The sequence below is a fragment of the Faecalibacterium sp. IP-1-18 genome, from assembly GCF_023347355.1.
In the GTDB taxonomy this organism is placed as follows: Bacteria; Bacillota; Clostridia; order Oscillospirales; family Ruminococcaceae; genus Faecalibacterium; species Faecalibacterium prausnitzii.
Map to the genome: position 1 here is coordinate 1,387,826 of NZ_CP094472.1, position 15,879 is coordinate 1,403,704.

The following is a 15,879-nucleotide window of genomic DNA, read 5'->3' on the forward strand; positions in this document are numbered from 1 at the left end:
AGAAAGGATACTGCAATGAACATTACCGTGTATCTGGGGGCAAACCTTGGCACCGACCCTGCACTGCCGCAGGCCGTGCAGCAGCTGGGGCGCTGGATCGGCGAAAGCGGCAACGCGCTGGTGTACGGCGGCAGCAAAAGCGGCCTGATGGGGCTTTTGGCCGACAGTGTGCTGGCCGCAGGCGGCAGGGTGACCGGCGTAGAACCCAAGTGCTTTCTGGACGCAGAACTGCAGCACGAGGGACTGACCGAGTTGATCGTCACCGAGGATATCTCCGCCCGCAAGACCAAAATGATCGAGCTGGGGGATGCTTTTATCGCGTTTCCCGGCGGCACCGGCACGCTGGAGGAGATCACCGAGGTCATCAGCAAGCTGTCTCTGGGACAGCTGAACGCGCCCTGCATCCTCTACGACCTGAACGGCTACTACCAGCCTCTGCACCAGCTTTTGCAGCAGATGATCACCATGGGGCTTTCCACTCCGGCGCGGCAGCGGAATATCGCCTTTGCCGCCGACCTTGCTCAGATTCGCGCAATCCTTGAAAAATGATATTGGGAAGCTTACTTCTCAAACGCGAGGGACTGCTGTACATGGCTTTGTGCGGCGGTCTTTTTTCATAAAAATGGGATACCGGGGCGTTCGCAGATGACCCGGTATCCCGAAAAAAATCATTCCGCTGGTTATGCCCATAGCACACGCGGAGGGCATTTAAATCTTTCTGCGCAATCAAAAAGGCCGCTGCACAAAATAATGTGCAACGGCCTTTTGCTATCCTGTTATGTACGCTGTGCGCGTTAAACTTAGGCGGCAGTGGTGGAAGCAACCTCAGAAGAAGCAGCCTCAGAGGAAGCAGCCTCGGAAGATGCAGCCTCAGAGGAAGCAGCCTCAGAAGAAGCAGCCTCAGAGGAAGCAGCCTCAGAAGAAGCAGCCTCGGAAACAGCGGTGGTGCTTGCGGAAGCAGCCTCAGAGGTGGAGGAAGCAGAAGCGGCAGAAGTACCACCGCAGGCGGTCATGCCAGCAGCCAGAGCCAGAGCAACAACAGCGATGCAAATATTCTTGAGTTTCATATCAATGATCTCCTTAGTCTTCTTGTAAATGTTTAGCAGCGGGCTTTCGGTAGCACCTCACTGCGATGCTATATTCTAATCCGTTTTTGAAAAAAATCAAGAGGATTTTGGTCGAAAGTTATAATCCATGTAAAGAATCTACATAGTTGTCATAAAGTTTCGCCAAAAGTCAAAGACTTTTTGGTAAAAATAAAGCGCGGGATAGAGCCTGTACCGCCGGGCGGGAAGTACAAAAACAGAAAAATTTGAAAAATACTCATAAAATCCTTTTTATTGTACTGTAAATGTGGATAATAGAGACACAACGAGGGACGGACATCCCCCGGAGGGCTGAACGACAAGAACATTTATGGAGGGTACTACAATGAAAGACTTTGATTTTGGCTACTTTGGCACCGGCGACGAGGGCTATGCCCAGTACATGACCGCATTCGAGCGCAATTTCAGCACGGACAGCACCGATAGCTTTGCATCCGATGACGCAGACTGCGATGCAGACAGCTGCGACAGCACTGAGGACGATTTCTGAGCCTGCACTCTTTTGCCCGTTTGTGCATACAAAGGGCAAAGGGGGAATGCGGCTTGAACCGGATCGTTTTCACACTTTGTGTCTGGCTGTTCCCGGCGGCGTGTACCGCGCTGGGAGCAGCAGGGGTGTTTTTGCTGCGCAGGCAGACAAGGCCGGCAACCCGGCGCATTTTGTGCGGAATGGCGGCGGGTATCATGCTGGCGGCCAGCGTGTGGAGCCTGCTGCTGCCGGCCATTGCCCGGTCGGAGGGCAGGGCGGCATGGGTGCCCCCGGCGCTGGGGCTCATTTTAGGCGCTGTGGGGCTTTTACGGCTGGAGGATGCCGCCGGGCAGTTGCTGGCGGGCGGCCCCGGGCATTGCGGGCGTATGGTGCTGGCGGTCACCCTGCATAACCTGCCGGAAGGCATGGTGGTGGGGCTGGCTGCGGCGCTGGCGCTGCACGGGGACGCAGATGCCGTAAGCGGCGCGCTGGCACTGAGCCTGGGTATCGGCTTGCAGAATATCCCGGAGGGGGCGGCGGTCAGTCTGCCGCTGACCCAGAGCGGGCGCACCCGGGGGCAGTCCTTTGCCGCCGGGGCGGCCTCCGGACTGGTGGAGCCCCTGGGCGCGGTGCTGGCCTTTGTGCTGGCCGAGTGGGTAGGCGCAGCGCTGCCGTGGCTCATGAGCGCGGCGGCGGGCTGTATGGTGTGTGTGACCGCACAGGAGATGATCCCTGAGGCGGTGGAACCGGATGAAGTGGCCGGTGTCATCAGCATCGTGCTGGGGTTTGCGCTGATGATGGCACTGGATGTGGCCCTGTGATATAGTAAAAGCAGCGCCGGACAGACTTTTTTGGTCTGCCCGGCGCTGCTTTTATGCAAAAAGGATTTATACCGTCTGCTGCTGCTTCTGGCGCAGATGCCGCCGCACCACAAGCAGGCAGGCCAGATGCACCAGTGCGGTCAGTGCCCAGCTGATGGGGTAGCTGATGTACAGCATAAAAGGGGTGCGGTTCAGCTGGAAAATAGTGGCGATCCACACCAGCCGCAGCACGCACACACCCACAAGGCTTACCACCATGGGCAGCACGCTGTAGCCCAGCCCGCGCAGGCTGCTGGCCAGCACGTCCATGATGCCGCACAGCAGATAGAAGCCGCAAATCAGGCGCAGCCGCTCGGCGCCGGTGGCGATGACCGCAGTGTCCGAGGAGTAGAAGCGCAGCAGCTGGTGCCCCGCCAGTGCTGCGCCACCGCCCAGCACAAGGCCGGTCACCACGACACACAGCAGACAGTTGCGGATCACCCGGTCGAGGTTGTGGTACTTGCGCGCGCCGATATTCTGGCTGGTAAAGGTAACAGCGGCCTGTGCAAAGGCGTTCATGGCGGTGTACACAAAGCCCTCCAGATTGGAGGAAGCAGAGTTGCCCGCCACCACCATGGAGCCGAAGGAGTTGATGGAAGACTGGATGACCACATTGGAAAGGCTGAACACCGTGCTTTGCAGCCCGGCAGGCAGGCCGATGAGCAAAATCTGCTTCAGCGTCCCGGCGTGGAAGGCCAGCCGCCGCAGGTCTAGCCGCAGTGCGCCCTCCTCCCGGACGAGCATCCCGGTCACCAGCAGCGCGGACACAGTCTGGCTGATGATGGTGGCCAGTGCCACGCCCGCCACGCTCATGGAAAAGCCGATGACAAAGACCAGATTCAGCACCACGTTGATGACGCCGGCAGCGGCCAGACAGTACAGCGGGCGCTTGGTGTCGCCCATGGCCCGCAGCAGCGCACTGCTGAAGTTGTACAGCATGGTCATGGGCATTCCGATGAAATAAATCTTCAGATACAGGGTGGAAAGGCTGATCACGTCCTCCGGGCAACTCATCAGCTCCAGCAGACCGCGCGCGGCGCAAAAGCCCCCACCACCGCCAGCAGCACGCCGCTGACTAAGCCCAGCGCTACGGCGGTGTGCACCGTATCCTGCACGCCCTTTTCGTCCCGGGCGCCAAAGCACCGGGCTGCCACCACATTGGCACCCAGCGAAAGCCCGACGAACAGGTTGACCAGCAGGTTGATCAACGCGCCGTTGGAGCCCACGGCGGCCAGCGCCGTGCTGCCCGCAAAGCGCCCCACCACCACAACATCGGCGGCGTTGAACAGCAATTGCAGAATGCTGGATGCCGCCAGCGGCACGGAAAACAAGATGATCTTTTGCAGCATGGGCCCGCTGGTCAGGTCTGCGGAACGGCTGGTCGTAGCCATGAGTTGTCTACCTCCTATAATAAGCCTTGCGTGAACATAGCAATTGCTTATTATAGCGCGATATTAGGTAAAAAACAAGAGGTGAAGCGCCCTGTTCTCTCCAAAAGCGGCAAATATCACCCGCCGGGTACAGCCTGCAATTGAAAAATGCTGCCCATACTGCTATAATAAGGCGGTAGACCCGTAGAAAACGGAGGAAGTTGGATTTATGTATCGGAATCGGATCAAACGGCTGCTGGATATTTTGCTGTCGGCCTGCGGCATTCTGTGCCTTTCGTGGCTGCTGCTGCTTTTGACTATTGCCATCAAGCTGGACTCGCCCGGGCCGGTGTTTTTCCGGCAGAAGCGTGTGGGCATCGGCAAGCGGCATTTCCAGATCCTCAAGTTCCGCACTATGCGCATTGATACCCCCCACGATATGCCCACCCATCTGCTGCACGACCCGGAGCAGTATATCACCCGCATGGGACGCTTTCTGCGCAAGACCAGTCTGGACGAGCTGCCCCAGCTGTGGAATATCCTTGTGGGGGATATGGCGGTCATCGGCCCGCGCCCAGCGCTTTGGAACCAGTACGACCTGCTGGCCGAACGGGATAAGTACGGTGCAAACGATGTACGCCCCGGGTTGACCGGCTGGGCGCAGATCCATGGCCGGGACGAGCTGGAAATCGCCGAAAAGGCAAAGCTGGACGGCTGGTATGTGGAGCACATCAGCTTTGGGCTGGATGTGAAGTGCTTCTTTGGCACCATTACCGCTGTGCTCAAGCATGACGGCGTGGTAGAGGGCGGCACTGGCACCCTGCACGATGAAAAATGATCTATTATATGGAGACACCGGAGCCTTGGCTGACGCTCCGGTGTCTCCATTTTTACAGAAAGCACAGCACAGAGCGGCTGAAATTGGCATATCTCTTGATTTATCCCCTGAAAAGCGTATAATAAAACAGTACACAAGACGTTAAAGGAGGATTCCTGTATTATGGAACGCACCTATATCAATGAGGCTCAAAAGGCCATCGGCGGCACGGTGAAGGTGCAGGGCTTTATCGAGAACCTGCGCAACAGCAAGTATATGGCATTTATCGTGCTGAAAGATATTACCGGCAAGCTGCAGATCACGGTGGAGAAGGCCGACCACCCCGAGCTGGTGGATACCATCGACCAGCTCACCCCGGACTCTGTCATCACCGTTACCGGCAAGGTGATGGAGAACGACTACGTCAAGATGGGCGGCGTGGAGATGATCCCCGAGAGCATCGAGGTGGAGAGCACCGCCAATGCACTGCCCATCGTCCGCAAGGAGATCGCAGCCACCAAGAAAAAGAAGGCTGTGGAGCGCTCCAGCATCGACCAGCGCATCGACTACCGCTGGATCGACCTGCGCACCGACGAGAACCAGTTGATGTTCAAGGCACAGAGCTGCTTCGTCAACGCCATGCGCAAGTTCCTGCTGGATCGCAACTTCATCGAGATCCACACCCCCAAGCTGATCGCTGCTGCCAGCGAGAGCGGCTCTGAGGTGTTCAAGGTGGACTACTTCGACCGCAACGCTTATCTGGCACAGAGCCCCCAGTTCTATAAGCAGATGGCTATGGCTGCCGGCTTTGAGCGTATCTTCGAGACCGGTCCCGTGTTCCGCGCTGAGAAGAGCTACACCAACAAGCATGCTACTGAGTTCTCCGGCTTCGATCTGGAGTTCAGCTACATCACCTCCTTCAAAGACGTGATGAAGATGGAAGAGGAGCTGCTGACCGCCGGTCTGCAGGCCGTTAAGGACAGCTACGGCGACCAGATCAAGGAGTTGTTCGGACTGGAAGTCATCGTGCCCACCACCCCGTTCCCGGTGGTCAAGCTGGCAGACCTGTACAAGGCTCTGGAAGAAGAGTTCGGCTACACCGTGGACGAGAGCGAGAAGGGCGATCTGACCACCGAGGCCGAGCGCCTGAGCTACGACTGGGTCAAGAAGCACTACGGCCACGAGTTCCTGTTCATCACCGATTACTCCGCCGAGAAGCGCGCTTTCTACCACATGCGCGATGAGAACGGCGTGCCGCAGGGCTACGACCTGATCTGGCGCGGTGTGGAGATCACCACCGGTGCCCAGCGCGAGCATCGCTACGAGGTGCTGAAGAAGCAGGCCGAGGAGAAGGGTCTGGCCGATGATGTCAAGTTCTATCTGGAGTTCTTCCAGTACGGCTGCCCGCCCCACGGCGGCTTTGGTCTGGGCATCGACCGCCTGACCATGCTGCTGTGCGGCCTGAGCATCAAGGACGCCGAGTTCCTGTTCCGCGGCCCCAACCGCCTGACCCCGTGATTTCATAAAACCTTTCTGAGAGCTGCTGTGTGTTTGCACGGCAGCTCTTTTTTGAGTCCCGTGAAAAGGCAATTGAGGAAAATCCGCAGATTTTCTTCAATTGCAATTATATAAAATAATTTTTCCGCTGATTATGCCCAGAGCAAAGCGGAGGGCATTTAAGATCGTCCCGGCATAATAAGCGCTCCCTTTTCATACGATACAACGAGCACACCCACCCCTACGGGCGCGGTGCGCAGCGCAACAGGAAGGGGAGAAGGACCTTGGAGAAACAGGAACAGAACAGCATCTGTCGCGAGATCGGCGCACGCACCGGCGGGGATATCTACATCGGTGTGGTGGGGCCGGTGCGCAGCGGCAAATCCACCTTTATCAAGCGGTTCATGGAGCAGCTGGTGCTGCCCGCCATGTCCGGCTCTGCCGCTGCCCGGGAACGTGCCCGGGACGAGCTGCCGCAGTCGGCAGCGGGGCGCACCATCATGACCACCGAGCCGAAATTCATCCCGGAGACCGCCGTGCCCTTGCAGCTGGAGGGCGGCGGGGCGTGCCGGGTGCGGCTGATCGACTGCGTGGGCTACATGGTGGAGGGTGCCATGGGGCACGAGGAGGACGCAAAGCCCCGCATGGTCAAAAGCCCGTGGTTTGAGCAGGAAGTGCCCTTTGACCTTGCCGCAGAGACCGGCACCCGCAAGGTGATCTGTGAGCACTCCACCATCGGGGTGGTGGTCACCACCGACGGCTCAGTCAGCGATATCCCCCGGGCGGGCTACGCAGAGGCCGAAAGGCGGGTCGTCACCGAGTTGGAAGCGCTGGGCAAGCCTTATATCATCCTGCTCAACAGCACCCACCCGGACGCGCCGGAGACCCGGCAGCTGGCCGAGGGCATGGCGCGAGACTACCGCCGCACCGTGCTGCCGGTAAGCTGCGTGGACTTGGACGCCGCCATGCTGGGGGAGATTTTGCGGCGGGTGCTGTATGAATTTCCGGTGCAGGAGCTGGATTTTGCTCTGCCCCGCTGGGTGACCATGCTGGAGCCCGGGCACTGGTTGCAAGCACAGGTGTACACAGCTGCCATGCAGCTGGCAGAGCGGGTGTCCCGCATGAAGGATCTGCCCGCCGGAACGGACGCCCCTGCGCTGGAATGCGATGCCGTGCAGCGCTCGGCAGTGGCGGGCGCAGATCTTGCCGCCGGCAGTGTGCGGGTGAGCTTGGAGTTAAAGCCGGAGATCTTTTATCAGGTGCTCAGCGAGCAGACCGGGCTGGACATCGGGGACGAGGCGGGGCTGATGCCCTGCATCATGGAGCTTGCCCGGGCAAAACGCGCCTACGAGAAGGTGCGCAGCGCCTTGGAGCAGGTGGAAGCCACCGGCTACGGCATTGTGATGCCCTCCATCGACGAGCTGCATCTGGAACCGCCGGAGATCGTGCATCAGGACGGGCGCTGCGGGGTGCGGCTGCAAGCCTGCGCGCCCTCTATCCAGATGATGAAGGCCACCATCCACACGGAACTGAGCCCCATCGTGGGCACCGAGAAGCAGAGCGAGGACTTGGTGCAGAGCCTGCTGGCCGACTTTGCGGACGACCCGGTGCAGCTGTGGGAGTCCAACATTTTCGGCAAAAGTCTGCACGAGCTGGTGAACGACGGCTTGCAGAACAAGCTGCTCCACATCCCGCAGGAAGCCCGCACCCGCCTGCAGGAAACGCTGGAGCGGGTCATCAACGAGGGCTGCACTGGACTGATCTGTATCCTGATCTAGGCGTATCTGAAAAAATCCCCGCCCGCCGTAAGTTCTGCTTACAGCGGGCGGGGATCGTTCTGTCTTATTTTTCTTCCTCGGTCAGCTTGTTGATCAGCAGCTGATAGATCTCGTTGCCCTTCAGGATGAACTGCTTCTTCACCAGTTCGGCGCTCAGCCGGTCGGGCGCACCCAGTTCCAGACAGAACAGTTCGCTGTCCAGCCCCTTTACGGTGCAGCGCACGGTGCAGTGACCATCGGCCTTTTCGGTGATGCGGGCGCTGTACTTGGCCTCCTTGCGGGCCCATGTCTGGCAGCGCAGCACGGCAGCCACCGCCCGCTCCCGCACGCTGCGGGGCAGGTCGTAGGCCAGCTCCTGCGCTACCTTGCGGCCTTTGTCGGTAATGGTGTAGCTGTCGCCGGTCAGGGTGACCAGCGCCTGTTTTGTGATATCGTCCAGACAGGAGCCGATCTCAAAATAGTTGACAAGGGCTTCCTCCATCAGGGCGTTCTCAATCTCCTGCCGGGTAATGGGACCGGCGTTTTTCACCAGATAGCACAGCAGCAACCGGATCTCGGTGCTGCTGGTCAGGCCGCCGGGACGGACACCGGCGGTAAAAGCATCATTGGCGCTCATCGTTCCTTACATCCCCCTTGCGCTTTCACATGGTATCAAAGGTCTGCGCCGCTGCCAAAAGGGCGGGCAGCGGGCAGACAAAAACTCTTTCTATTAGTATAAAGGCTTTCAGCCCGGATTGCAAGCCGCAACGGCAAAATCTGTCTCAATGCGCTTGGGGCATTCCGGTGTGGAGTACACCCACCTGTCCAGATGTCCCTCGGTGATGAAGTACCGCAGCTCAAACCGGTGGGGCTGGCTCAGGGCGTGGTTCACGATGACCAGCTTGATCTTCATCTTTTCCGGCAGGATGTTTTTGATGTAGACACTTACCGCCTGCCCGGGCGCAAGACCGGAGCAGCTCTCCGCAAGCCCGGCAAGGTTCGGCGCAATCTCCACAAAGGTGCCGTATTCCTCCACGCTGCGCACGATGCCCACCACCGTTTCGCCTACGGTGAACCGGGCGGCGTTCTCTGCCCATGTGCCCAGCAGCTCCCGGATAGTCAGCACAAAGCGCCCCTGCGCGTCCCGGTTCTTGATGGCACACAAAATCTGCTGCCCTACGCTGACCCGGTCGGCAGGGGAGGAGATGCGGCTTACCGACATACAGTCGATGGGAAGCAGGGCGCTGATGCCGCAGCCTACATCACAGAACGCGCCGAACGGCTCGATGTGGGTCACCGTGCAGGGCAGGATATCCCCGGGCGAAAGGGTGTCCAGATACTCCGCCTTGCACAGCCGCTGCGCCTCGGCGCGGGAAAGCCGGTAGCAGGGCGCGCCGTCCTCGTCCGTGTCCAGCCCCTCGATGACAAAACAGGTGGGGCGTCCCACCCGGGTCAGCACCGCAATATCCCGCACGGTACCTGTCTCGGCACCGTCTGCGCACTGGGCAAAGGGCATCACCGCCTTTACGCCGCCCAGCTCAAACCGCAGCTGCCGCCGGGTGTCAAAGGCAAGGGCAGTGGCCTGTAAAATTTCGCCGCTGGCCATGGCAGCCCGCAGCTCGGCAGGGGACAAACGGGCGGCAGAACGGTAACTGTTTTCGGTACGATAAGCTTGCATCATGTTTCATTCCTCTTTCTATATGGTTTTCGGGTCTCTGTGCGATGCTACAACGATATGCAGCAGTGTGCGCAGATATTTGCATTTTGTGCGGCTTTGCATTATACTATATCTGTATGCGCAGCACCCGCTCAGCGGGCGGCGGCACACACTGGCTCTGCCGGGCGCTTGCGCGGCAGAAAAGAAGGGAGAGGTCGGATAAATATGGACATCGCTGTGGGAGATACCATCCTCACCCGCAAAAAGCACCCCTGCGGGGCATCCAGCTTCGAGGTGCTGCGGGTGGGCATGGATTTTAAAATCCGCTGCACCGGCTGCGGACGCGAGGTCATGCTGCCCCGCGCCAAAATTGAAAAGAACATCAAAAAGGTGGTAAAGCCCGGCAGCGTGCAGTAGCGCAGCCAACGCACCCGAACCGGAACGAATTTGTAAGGAGAACTGCAAGGATGCAAGATATTTCTTCCCGGATGGATGCGGTCTGCCGCCGCTTTGAGGAACTTTCCATACGGCTGAACCAGCCCGATACCGCCGCCGACCCGGCGCTGTTCCGCAAGCTGATGCGGGAGTACCACGACACCGAGCCGGTGGTGGAGGCTTACCGGGACTGGCAGACCGCGCTGGATCATCTGGCGCAGGCCAAAGCCCTGCTGGAGGAGCCCGGTTCACTGGACCCGGACTTCAAGCAGATGATACAGCAGGAAATCAGCGAAAAAAGTCAAGATGTGGCAAAGCTGGAAAATAATCTCAAAATTTTGCTGCTGCCCAAGGACGTGAACGACGGCAAAAACGTCATCATGGAGATCCGCAGCGGTGCCGGCGGCGAGGAAGCCGCCCTGTTTGCCCACAGCCTGCTGCGCATGTACACCATGTACGCCCAGAACCGTGGTTGGACGCTGGAACTGCTCAACCTGAACGAGACCGAACTTGGCGGCGTAAAGGAAGCCATTGTCTCGGTGGACGGTGCAGGCGCATATAACCGCCTCAAGTACGAGAGCGGGGTGCACCGGGTGCAGCGTGTGCCGGAGACCGAGACCCAAGGCCGCATTCACACCTCCACCGCCACTGTGGCGGTAATGCCGCAGGCAGAGGAGGTGGACTTTGCGCTGGACATGAAGGATCTGCGCATTGATACCTTCCGCTCCTCCGGTGCGGGCGGTCAGCACATCAACAAGACCTCCAGTGCCATCCGCGTGACCCATATCCCCACAGGTACGGTGGTGGAGTGCCAGAACGAGCGCAGCCAGTTCCAGAACAAGGATAAAGCGCTGGAGATCCTGCGCAGCCGTCTGCTTGCGCAAAAACAGAAGGAACAGCAGGATGCCATCAACGCCCAGCGTCAGGGGCAGGTGGGCACCGGCGACCGCAGCGAGAAGATCCGCACCTACAACTTCCCGCAGGATCGCTGCACCGACCACCGCATCGGCCTGACCGTCCATAATCTGGAAAAGATCATGGACGGCAATCTGGATGAGGTGATCGATGCTCTTGCCACCCATGAGCAGACCGAAAAGCTGCAAAGGCTGGGCGGGTAAAACCCGGTTTTGCGGGTGCAAAACCATCCAAACGACTGCCAAGCAAATATACTTTACAGATAGAAAGAACGATGATTCGTATGGAAATCAAAACCAGAGTTTTGCCTGCCGATGAAGCAGGCGTAGCCGAGGCCGCGCAGCTGCTGCGGCAGGGTCAGCTTGTGGCCCTGCCAACAGAAACGGTCTACGGCATTGCCGCCGATGCCCGCAACGGTGCGGCGGTGCGCGATATCTTTGTGGCCAAGGGGCGCCCGCAGGATAACCCCCTCATCGTCCACGTCACCGGGCCGGAGATGCTGCCGGGTCTTGTCAGCGAGGTGCCGGAGCGTGCCCAGCTGCTGATGGCAGCCTTCTGCCCCGGCCCACTGACCATCATCATGCCGCGCGGGCCGGAGGTGGCGGATGAGTGCTGCGCCGGACTGGATACCGTGGGCATCCGGATGCCCAGCCACCCGGTAGCGCGGGCGGTCATCCAGCAGAGCGGCTGCGCCTTTGCCGCCCCCAGCGCCAACCTTTCCGGTAAGCCCAGCCCCACCAACGCACAGGATGTGTTCACCGATATGGACGGCCGCCTGCCGTTGATTTTGGACGGCGGCGAGTGCGATGTGGGTGTGGAGAGCACCGTGGTGTCGGTGGTGGGTGATAAACCCACCCTGTTCCGTCCCGGCCACATCACGCTGGAGGACTTGGAACGCGCCCTCGGCGAAGAGGTAGAGGTGTCCAAGGCCATTCTGGAAAAGCTGCCGGAGGGTGCTGTGGTGCGCAGCCCGGGCATGAAGTACAAACACTACGCCCCCAAGGCCGATGTGACCTTGCTCAACGGCACCTTTGCGCAGTTCAAGGCCTATGTGGACGCCCATAAAGACGAGAACCCCAGCTGCCTGTGCTTTACCGGCGAAAGCGCAAAGCTGGATGTGCCCTGCGTGGAATACGGCCGCGAGGGGGACGGTGCCGATCAGGCAAAGCACATCTTCCGCTCCCTGCGGGCGCTGGATGAGCAGGGCGACGGCGTAGTCTACGCCCGCTGTCCGCAGAAGGACGGCCTGTCCATGGCAGTGTACAACCGCCTGATCCGCGCCGCCGCCTTCCGGGTGATCGACCTATGATCACTCTGGGCATCACAGGGCGCAGCGGTTGCGGCAAGTCCACGGTCACAGCAGTATTTGCCGCCCACGGCGTGCCGCTGGCCGACGCCGACCAGCTCAGTCGGGAAATTTTGCTGCCCGGCTCGCCGCTGCTGCCGCAGCTTGCGGCGCGGTTCGGCGGGGATATTTTAAAGCCGGACGGCACGCTGGACCGCCGTCTGTTGGCTGACCGCGCCTTTGCCACCCCGGAGGGCAAGGCCGCGCTGGACAGTCTGACCCACCCCGCCATCGTGGCACGCATCCGCGCCGCAAAGCAGGCGGCGCAGGCCGCCGGTGCGCCCCTTTTTGTGCTGGACGGTGCAGTCATTGTGGGCACGGCGGCACAGGCTGAGTGCGACCGCCTGTGCGTGGTCACCGCACCCTTTGAAACCAGCGTGGCGCGCATTGTGGCGCGGGACGGCATTTCGCCGGAGATGGCTGCCCGCCGCTTGAACGCTCAGACCCCGGAACAAACCCTGACCGCACAGGCAGACTACACCCTGCACAACGACGCCGGGTTGGAGGCGCTGCAAGCCGCAGCCGCCCGCCTGTGTGAGCGGCTGCAGGCAGAAGGGGGCGTGACGGCAGCGCTTTGAACGAACAAAATTATGAAAAAGCCTACGACCCCATCGCCGCCCGGGAGCGCCGCGCCGCGCGGGAAAAACAGCGCCTTCGTAAACAGCAGCGCCGCCGCCGGATGGTGCGGCGGCTGGTCGCTTTGTGCCTGGCTGTGGTGCTTACGGTGTGCGTGGTGCCGCCTTTGTGCAACCGGGCAGAGCAGCTTTTGTACCCCCGCAAGTACGAGCAGCTGGTGGAAAAATGGGCAGCAGCCTATGAGTTGGATCCGCTGCTGGTCTACGCCTTTATTCGCACCGAAAGCGGCTTCGACCCGCAGGCTACCTCCAGTGTGGATGCCCGGGGCTTGATGCAGATGACTGAGGAGACCTTTCTCTGGATGCGCAGCAAGATCGCCCCGGAGGAGCCGCTGACCTTTGCCGACCTGTACAGCCCCGATACCGCCATCCGGTTCGGGTGCTACTACCTGCACCTGTGTATGGTGCGCTACAAAGGTGATGTATCCACGGCAGCAGCGGCTTACCACAGCGGCTGGGGCACGGTGGATCAGCTGCTGCAAATAGAGGAACACTCGGCAGATGGGGAAACGCTGCAGGGCTTCCCTTATAACCAGATGCACCACTACGTCAACAAGATCACCGCCTGCTACCAGACCTATCAGCGTCTGTACGCAGGTCAATGATAAAAAGTTAAGGAGCGAAAAATCATGAGTGAGAAACTTACTGCAAAAGAGTACGCTGAAAAGCTGCTCTACACCCCCGAATACGCTGCCGACAAGCAGGCAGACGTAAAGGAAAAGGCTGCTGCCTTTGCCGAGGGCTACAAGAAATTTATGGACAGCGCCAAGACCGAGCGCGAGGCTGCCGTTGTCAGCGAGCAGATGCTGCTGGCTGCCGGCTACAAGGCTTTTGAGCCCAAAAAGGCCTACGCCCCCGGTGAGAAGGTCTACTTCATTCAGGAGAACAAGGCCGTTGTGGCGGCTACCATCGGCCAGAAGCCCTATGAAGAGGGTTTCCGTCTGGTCATTGCCCACATCGACTGCCCCCGTCTGGACCTGCGTCCCAACCCCCTGTACGAGTCTGACCACATGAGCTACTTCCGCACCCACTACTACGGCGGTATACGCAAGTACCAGTGGGCTACCATCCCGCTGGCCATCCACGGCGTATTCACCCGCGCCGACGGTTCCAGCGTCAACTTTGCCATCGGTGAGGACGAGAACGATCCCGTGTTCTGCATCACCGACCTGCTGCCCCATCTGGGTGCTGAGCAGAACGAGCGTAAGCTCAGCGAGGGCATCAAGGGCGAGGAGCTGAACGTGCTCATCGGCTCTGACACCGTGGAGGAAGAGGACGTCAAGGAGGCTGTCAAGCTGAACACCCTCATCCTGCTGAACCAGAAGTACGGCATCACCGAGCGCGACTTCACCCGCGCCGAGATCGAGGTGGTGCCCGCTGCCAAGGCACGCGATGTGGGCTTTGACCGCTCCATGATCGGTGCCTACGGCCACGATGACCGCGTGGATGCTTACCCCGCACTGCTGGCCGAGATCGAGACCAAGGATCCCGTGCACACCACCATCTGCGTGCTGACCGATAAGGAAGAGATCGGTTCCGACGGTGTGACCGGTATGCAGAGTATGTATGTGTTCCACTTTATGCAGCTGCTCTGCCGTGCTGCCGGTCAGGACGACATTCTCGCCTTCCGCAACAGCGTGTGCCTGTCTGCGGACGTGACCGCTGCCTACGACCCCTCTTGGGCAAGCGCCTTTGAGAAGCAGAACGGCACCTACGCCGGCCGCGGCATTGCCATCTTCAAGTACACCGGCAGCCGCGGCAAGAGCTCTGCCAGCGACGCCAACGCCGAGCTACTGGGCGACATCACCCGGATGCTGGATGCCAACAACGTGGCATGGCAGATCGGCGAGATGGGCCGTCTGGATCTGGGCGGCGGCGGCACCATTGCCAAGTATGTGGCAAACCGCGGCATCAAGGTGCTGGATATGGGTGTGCCTGTGCTGTCCATGCACTCTCCCTTCGAGGTCATCCATAAGACCGACCTGTACATGGCTTACCGCACCTTCTCTGTGTTCTGCCAGTCTGCGGACTGATCCCCCGCGCTGACGGATATTTTGCATTGAAAAACCGAGCTGCCTGCACATTTTTGTGCGGCGGCTCGGTTTTTTGCGCAAAACCCTTGACCTTCAACCGGCTTTAAGGTGTAATGTAAGGGCGGAGGTGAAGCAAATGAACATCAAACAGGCTTCCGAACAAAGCGGCGTGTCCGCCCCGAACATCCGCTTTTATGAAAAAGAGGGGCTTCTCACACCGGCACGCAGGCAGGGCAATGACTACCGCGATTACACCGCCGGGGATGTCCGCACGCTTAAACTTATCCGTATGCTGCGGATGCTGGATGTGCCGCTGCCCACCATCAGGGCGGTGCTGCATGGGGAACAACCCCTGCAGCAGGCGCTGCAAGCCCAACAGACCGTGCTGGAGCAGCAGGCGGCGCAGCTGGCGGCGGCCATGCAGTTTTGCGCCGACCTTGCCCGGCAGGCTCCGCAGACGGACACGCTGGACGTGGACGCCTGTCTGACCCGCATGGAAAGCCCCGCCCCGCAGCAGGGGTTCTTCTCCGGCTGGCTGCAGGATTACTGCACGCTGGCGCAGGTGCAGCACCAGAAGCACTTTTTCTTTATTCCGCAGGGCAGCATCAACACCCCGCAGGAGTTTACGGCGGCTTTGCAGGCCTATGCAGAGGAAAAGGAGATGCAGTTCACCCTGACCAAAGAGGGGATGTACCCGGAGTTTTTGCTGGACGGCATCGCGTATAAGGCCTACCGCAACCCGGGCAAGTACCGGGACGAGATCTGCTGTGATGCCCTGCACCCTGAGCAGCTGGACACCGGACTGCCGCCACAGCGGGAGAAGCTGCTGCATATCCTGCGCATCGCTGTGCCGCCGGTATGTACCTTTGCCGCCATTCTGGCGGCGGGGTGGGTGGTGACCGGCGGCTCTGGCTGGCTCTGGCTGGCGGTGCTGGCCTCTGCCGGGGTACTGCTGGGGCGCTGCCTTGAAAGGTGGCTGTAAG

Annotated in this window: 16 protein-coding genes and 1 pseudogene; 14 read left to right on the forward strand and 3 right to left on the reverse strand. The window is 60.0% G+C overall.

Annotated elements, in window-relative coordinates; translation table 11 throughout:
• Positions 1–15 precede the first annotated feature (15 nt).
• The 4 genes from MTP43_RS06605 to MTP43_RS06620 all read left to right on the forward strand — a co-directional run bounded on the left by MTP43_RS06605 (position 16) and on the right by MTP43_RS06620 (position 2,396).
• Positions 16–549 carry a TIGR00730 family Rossman fold protein gene (locus tag MTP43_RS06605; protein ID WP_005926504.1) on the forward strand — a complete coding sequence of 178 codons (534 nt, stop codon included), beginning with the start codon at positions 16–18 and terminating at the stop codon, positions 547–549.
• 203 nt (positions 550–752) lie between these two features.
• On the forward strand, positions 753–1,103 hold the full coding sequence (locus MTP43_RS14500; protein WP_162789036.1) for a pentapeptide repeat-containing protein: 351 nt from the start codon (positions 753–755) through the stop codon (positions 1,101–1,103).
• Between the two features lie 328 nt (positions 1,104–1,431).
• Positions 1,432–1,596 carry a hypothetical protein gene (locus MTP43_RS06615; protein ID WP_015538401.1) on the forward strand — a complete coding sequence of 55 codons (165 nt, stop codon included), beginning with the start codon at positions 1,432–1,434 and terminating at the stop codon, positions 1,594–1,596.
• A gap of 53 nt (positions 1,597–1,649) precedes the next feature.
• A complete protein-coding gene (locus MTP43_RS06620; protein WP_413467107.1) occupies positions 1,650–2,396 on the forward strand; it encodes a ZIP family metal transporter in 747 nt (248 codons plus the stop codon).
• Between the two features lie 66 nt (positions 2,397–2,462).
• On the opposite strand, the pseudogene MTP43_RS06625 reads toward MTP43_RS06620, so the two are convergent.
• Positions 2,463–3,826 (reverse strand): annotated as a pseudogene (locus tag MTP43_RS06625) (MATE family efflux transporter).
• 208 nt (positions 3,827–4,034) lie between these two features.
• On the opposite strand from MTP43_RS06625, the gene MTP43_RS06630 reads away from it, so the two are divergent.
• The 3 genes from MTP43_RS06630 to spoIVA all read left to right on the forward strand — a co-directional run bounded on the left by MTP43_RS06630 (position 4,035) and on the right by spoIVA (position 7,897).
• Positions 4,035–4,643, forward strand: a complete 609-nt coding sequence (locus MTP43_RS06630) for a sugar transferase (RefSeq protein WP_097783853.1) — start codon at positions 4,035–4,037, stop codon at positions 4,641–4,643.
• Between the two features lie 162 nt (positions 4,644–4,805).
• Positions 4,806–6,140, forward strand: a complete 1,335-nt coding sequence (gene aspS, locus MTP43_RS06635; protein ID WP_005926474.1) for an aspartate--tRNA(Asn) ligase — start codon at positions 4,806–4,808, stop codon at positions 6,138–6,140.
• 263 nt (positions 6,141–6,403) lie between these two features.
• Positions 6,404–7,897 (forward strand): stage IV sporulation protein A, encoded by a 1,494-nt coding sequence (spoIVA, locus tag MTP43_RS06640; RefSeq protein ID WP_005926472.1) that lies wholly within the window; start codon positions 6,404–6,406, stop codon positions 7,895–7,897.
• A 64-nt stretch (positions 7,898–7,961) separates the two neighbouring features.
• Here the strand turns inward: spoIVA and MTP43_RS06645 are convergent, their stop codons facing one another.
• Positions 7,962–8,513 (reverse strand): DUF4364 family protein, encoded by a 552-nt coding sequence (locus MTP43_RS06645; RefSeq protein WP_005926470.1) that lies wholly within the window; start codon positions 8,511–8,513, stop codon positions 7,962–7,964.
• 108 nt (positions 8,514–8,621) lie between these two features.
• On the reverse strand, positions 8,622–9,557 hold the full coding sequence (locus MTP43_RS06650) for a S1 RNA-binding domain-containing protein (protein ID WP_005926464.1): 936 nt from the start codon (positions 9,555–9,557) through the stop codon (positions 8,622–8,624).
• A 201-nt stretch (positions 9,558–9,758) separates the two neighbouring features.
• Between MTP43_RS06650 and MTP43_RS06655 the strand changes: the two genes are divergently transcribed.
• From MTP43_RS06655 to MTP43_RS06685, 7 genes are all read left to right on the forward strand, one after another.
• Positions 9,759–9,950 carry a DUF951 domain-containing protein gene (locus tag MTP43_RS06655; protein ID WP_113621001.1) on the forward strand — a complete coding sequence of 64 codons (192 nt, stop codon included), beginning with the start codon at positions 9,759–9,761 and terminating at the stop codon, positions 9,948–9,950.
• Between the two features lie 50 nt (positions 9,951–10,000).
• Positions 10,001–11,086 carry a peptide chain release factor 1 gene (gene prfA, locus MTP43_RS06660; protein ID WP_113621002.1) on the forward strand — a complete coding sequence of 362 codons (1,086 nt, stop codon included), beginning with the start codon at positions 10,001–10,003 and terminating at the stop codon, positions 11,084–11,086.
• Positions 11,087–11,166: 80 nt separating this feature from the next.
• Complete coding sequence (locus tag MTP43_RS06665) at positions 11,167–12,192, forward strand: L-threonylcarbamoyladenylate synthase (RefSeq protein ID WP_097786228.1); 1,026 nt, start codon at positions 11,167–11,169, stop codon at positions 12,190–12,192.
• Positions 12,189–12,806, forward strand: coding sequence for a dephospho-CoA kinase (gene coaE, locus MTP43_RS06670; RefSeq protein WP_113621003.1), 618 nt, complete (start codon positions 12,189–12,191; stop codon positions 12,804–12,806). Before MTP43_RS06665 ends, coaE begins: the two co-directional genes overlap by 4 nt.
• The gene (locus MTP43_RS06675; protein ID WP_113621004.1) at positions 12,803–13,468 is read left to right on the forward strand and encodes a lytic transglycosylase domain-containing protein; all 666 of its coding nucleotides are present in this window, start codon (positions 12,803–12,805) and stop codon (positions 13,466–13,468) included. The genes coaE and MTP43_RS06675 overlap by 4 nt, the downstream gene beginning before the upstream one ends.
• A gap of 24 nt (positions 13,469–13,492) precedes the next feature.
• Positions 13,493–14,896, forward strand: a complete 1,404-nt coding sequence (locus MTP43_RS06680; RefSeq protein WP_005926443.1) for an aminopeptidase — start codon at positions 13,493–13,495, stop codon at positions 14,894–14,896.
• Positions 14,897–15,032: 136 nt separating this feature from the next.
• Positions 15,033–15,878, forward strand: coding sequence for a MerR family transcriptional regulator (locus MTP43_RS06685; RefSeq protein WP_117526217.1), 846 nt, complete (start codon positions 15,033–15,035; stop codon positions 15,876–15,878).
• The last annotated feature ends 1 nt before the right edge of the window (position 15,879 follow it).

Excerpts from the sequence above, each read along its gene's own strand:
- MTP43_RS06645 (WP_005926470.1), bottom strand. The coding sequence starts at position 8,513 with ATGAGCGCCAATGATGCTTTTACCGCCGGTGTCCGTCCCGGCGGCCTG.
- MTP43_RS06685 (WP_117526217.1), top strand. The coding sequence starts at position 15,033 with ATGAACATCAAACAGGCTTCCGAACAAAGCGGCGTGTCCGCCCCGAAC.
- MTP43_RS06650 (WP_005926464.1), bottom strand. The coding sequence starts at position 9,557 with ATGATGCAAGCTTATCGTACCGAAAACAGTTACCGTTCTGCCGCCCGT.
- coaE (WP_113621003.1), top strand. The coding sequence starts at position 12,189 with ATGATCACTCTGGGCATCACAGGGCGCAGCGGTTGCGGCAAGTCCACG.
- aspS (WP_005926474.1), top strand. The coding sequence starts at position 4,806 with ATGGAACGCACCTATATCAATGAGGCTCAAAAGGCCATCGGCGGCACG.
- MTP43_RS06630 (WP_097783853.1), top strand. The coding sequence starts at position 4,035 with ATGTATCGGAATCGGATCAAACGGCTGCTGGATATTTTGCTGTCGGCC.
- prfA (WP_113621002.1), top strand. The coding sequence starts at position 10,001 with ATGCAAGATATTTCTTCCCGGATGGATGCGGTCTGCCGCCGCTTTGAG.
- MTP43_RS06615 (WP_015538401.1), top strand. The coding sequence starts at position 1,432 with ATGAAAGACTTTGATTTTGGCTACTTTGGCACCGGCGACGAGGGCTAT.
- MTP43_RS06605 (WP_005926504.1), top strand. The coding sequence starts at position 16 with ATGAACATTACCGTGTATCTGGGGGCAAACCTTGGCACCGACCCTGCA.
- MTP43_RS06655 (WP_113621001.1), top strand. The coding sequence starts at position 9,759 with ATGGACATCGCTGTGGGAGATACCATCCTCACCCGCAAAAAGCACCCC.
- MTP43_RS06680 (WP_005926443.1), top strand. The coding sequence starts at position 13,493 with ATGAGTGAGAAACTTACTGCAAAAGAGTACGCTGAAAAGCTGCTCTAC.
- MTP43_RS06665 (WP_097786228.1), top strand. The coding sequence starts at position 11,167 with ATGGAAATCAAAACCAGAGTTTTGCCTGCCGATGAAGCAGGCGTAGCC.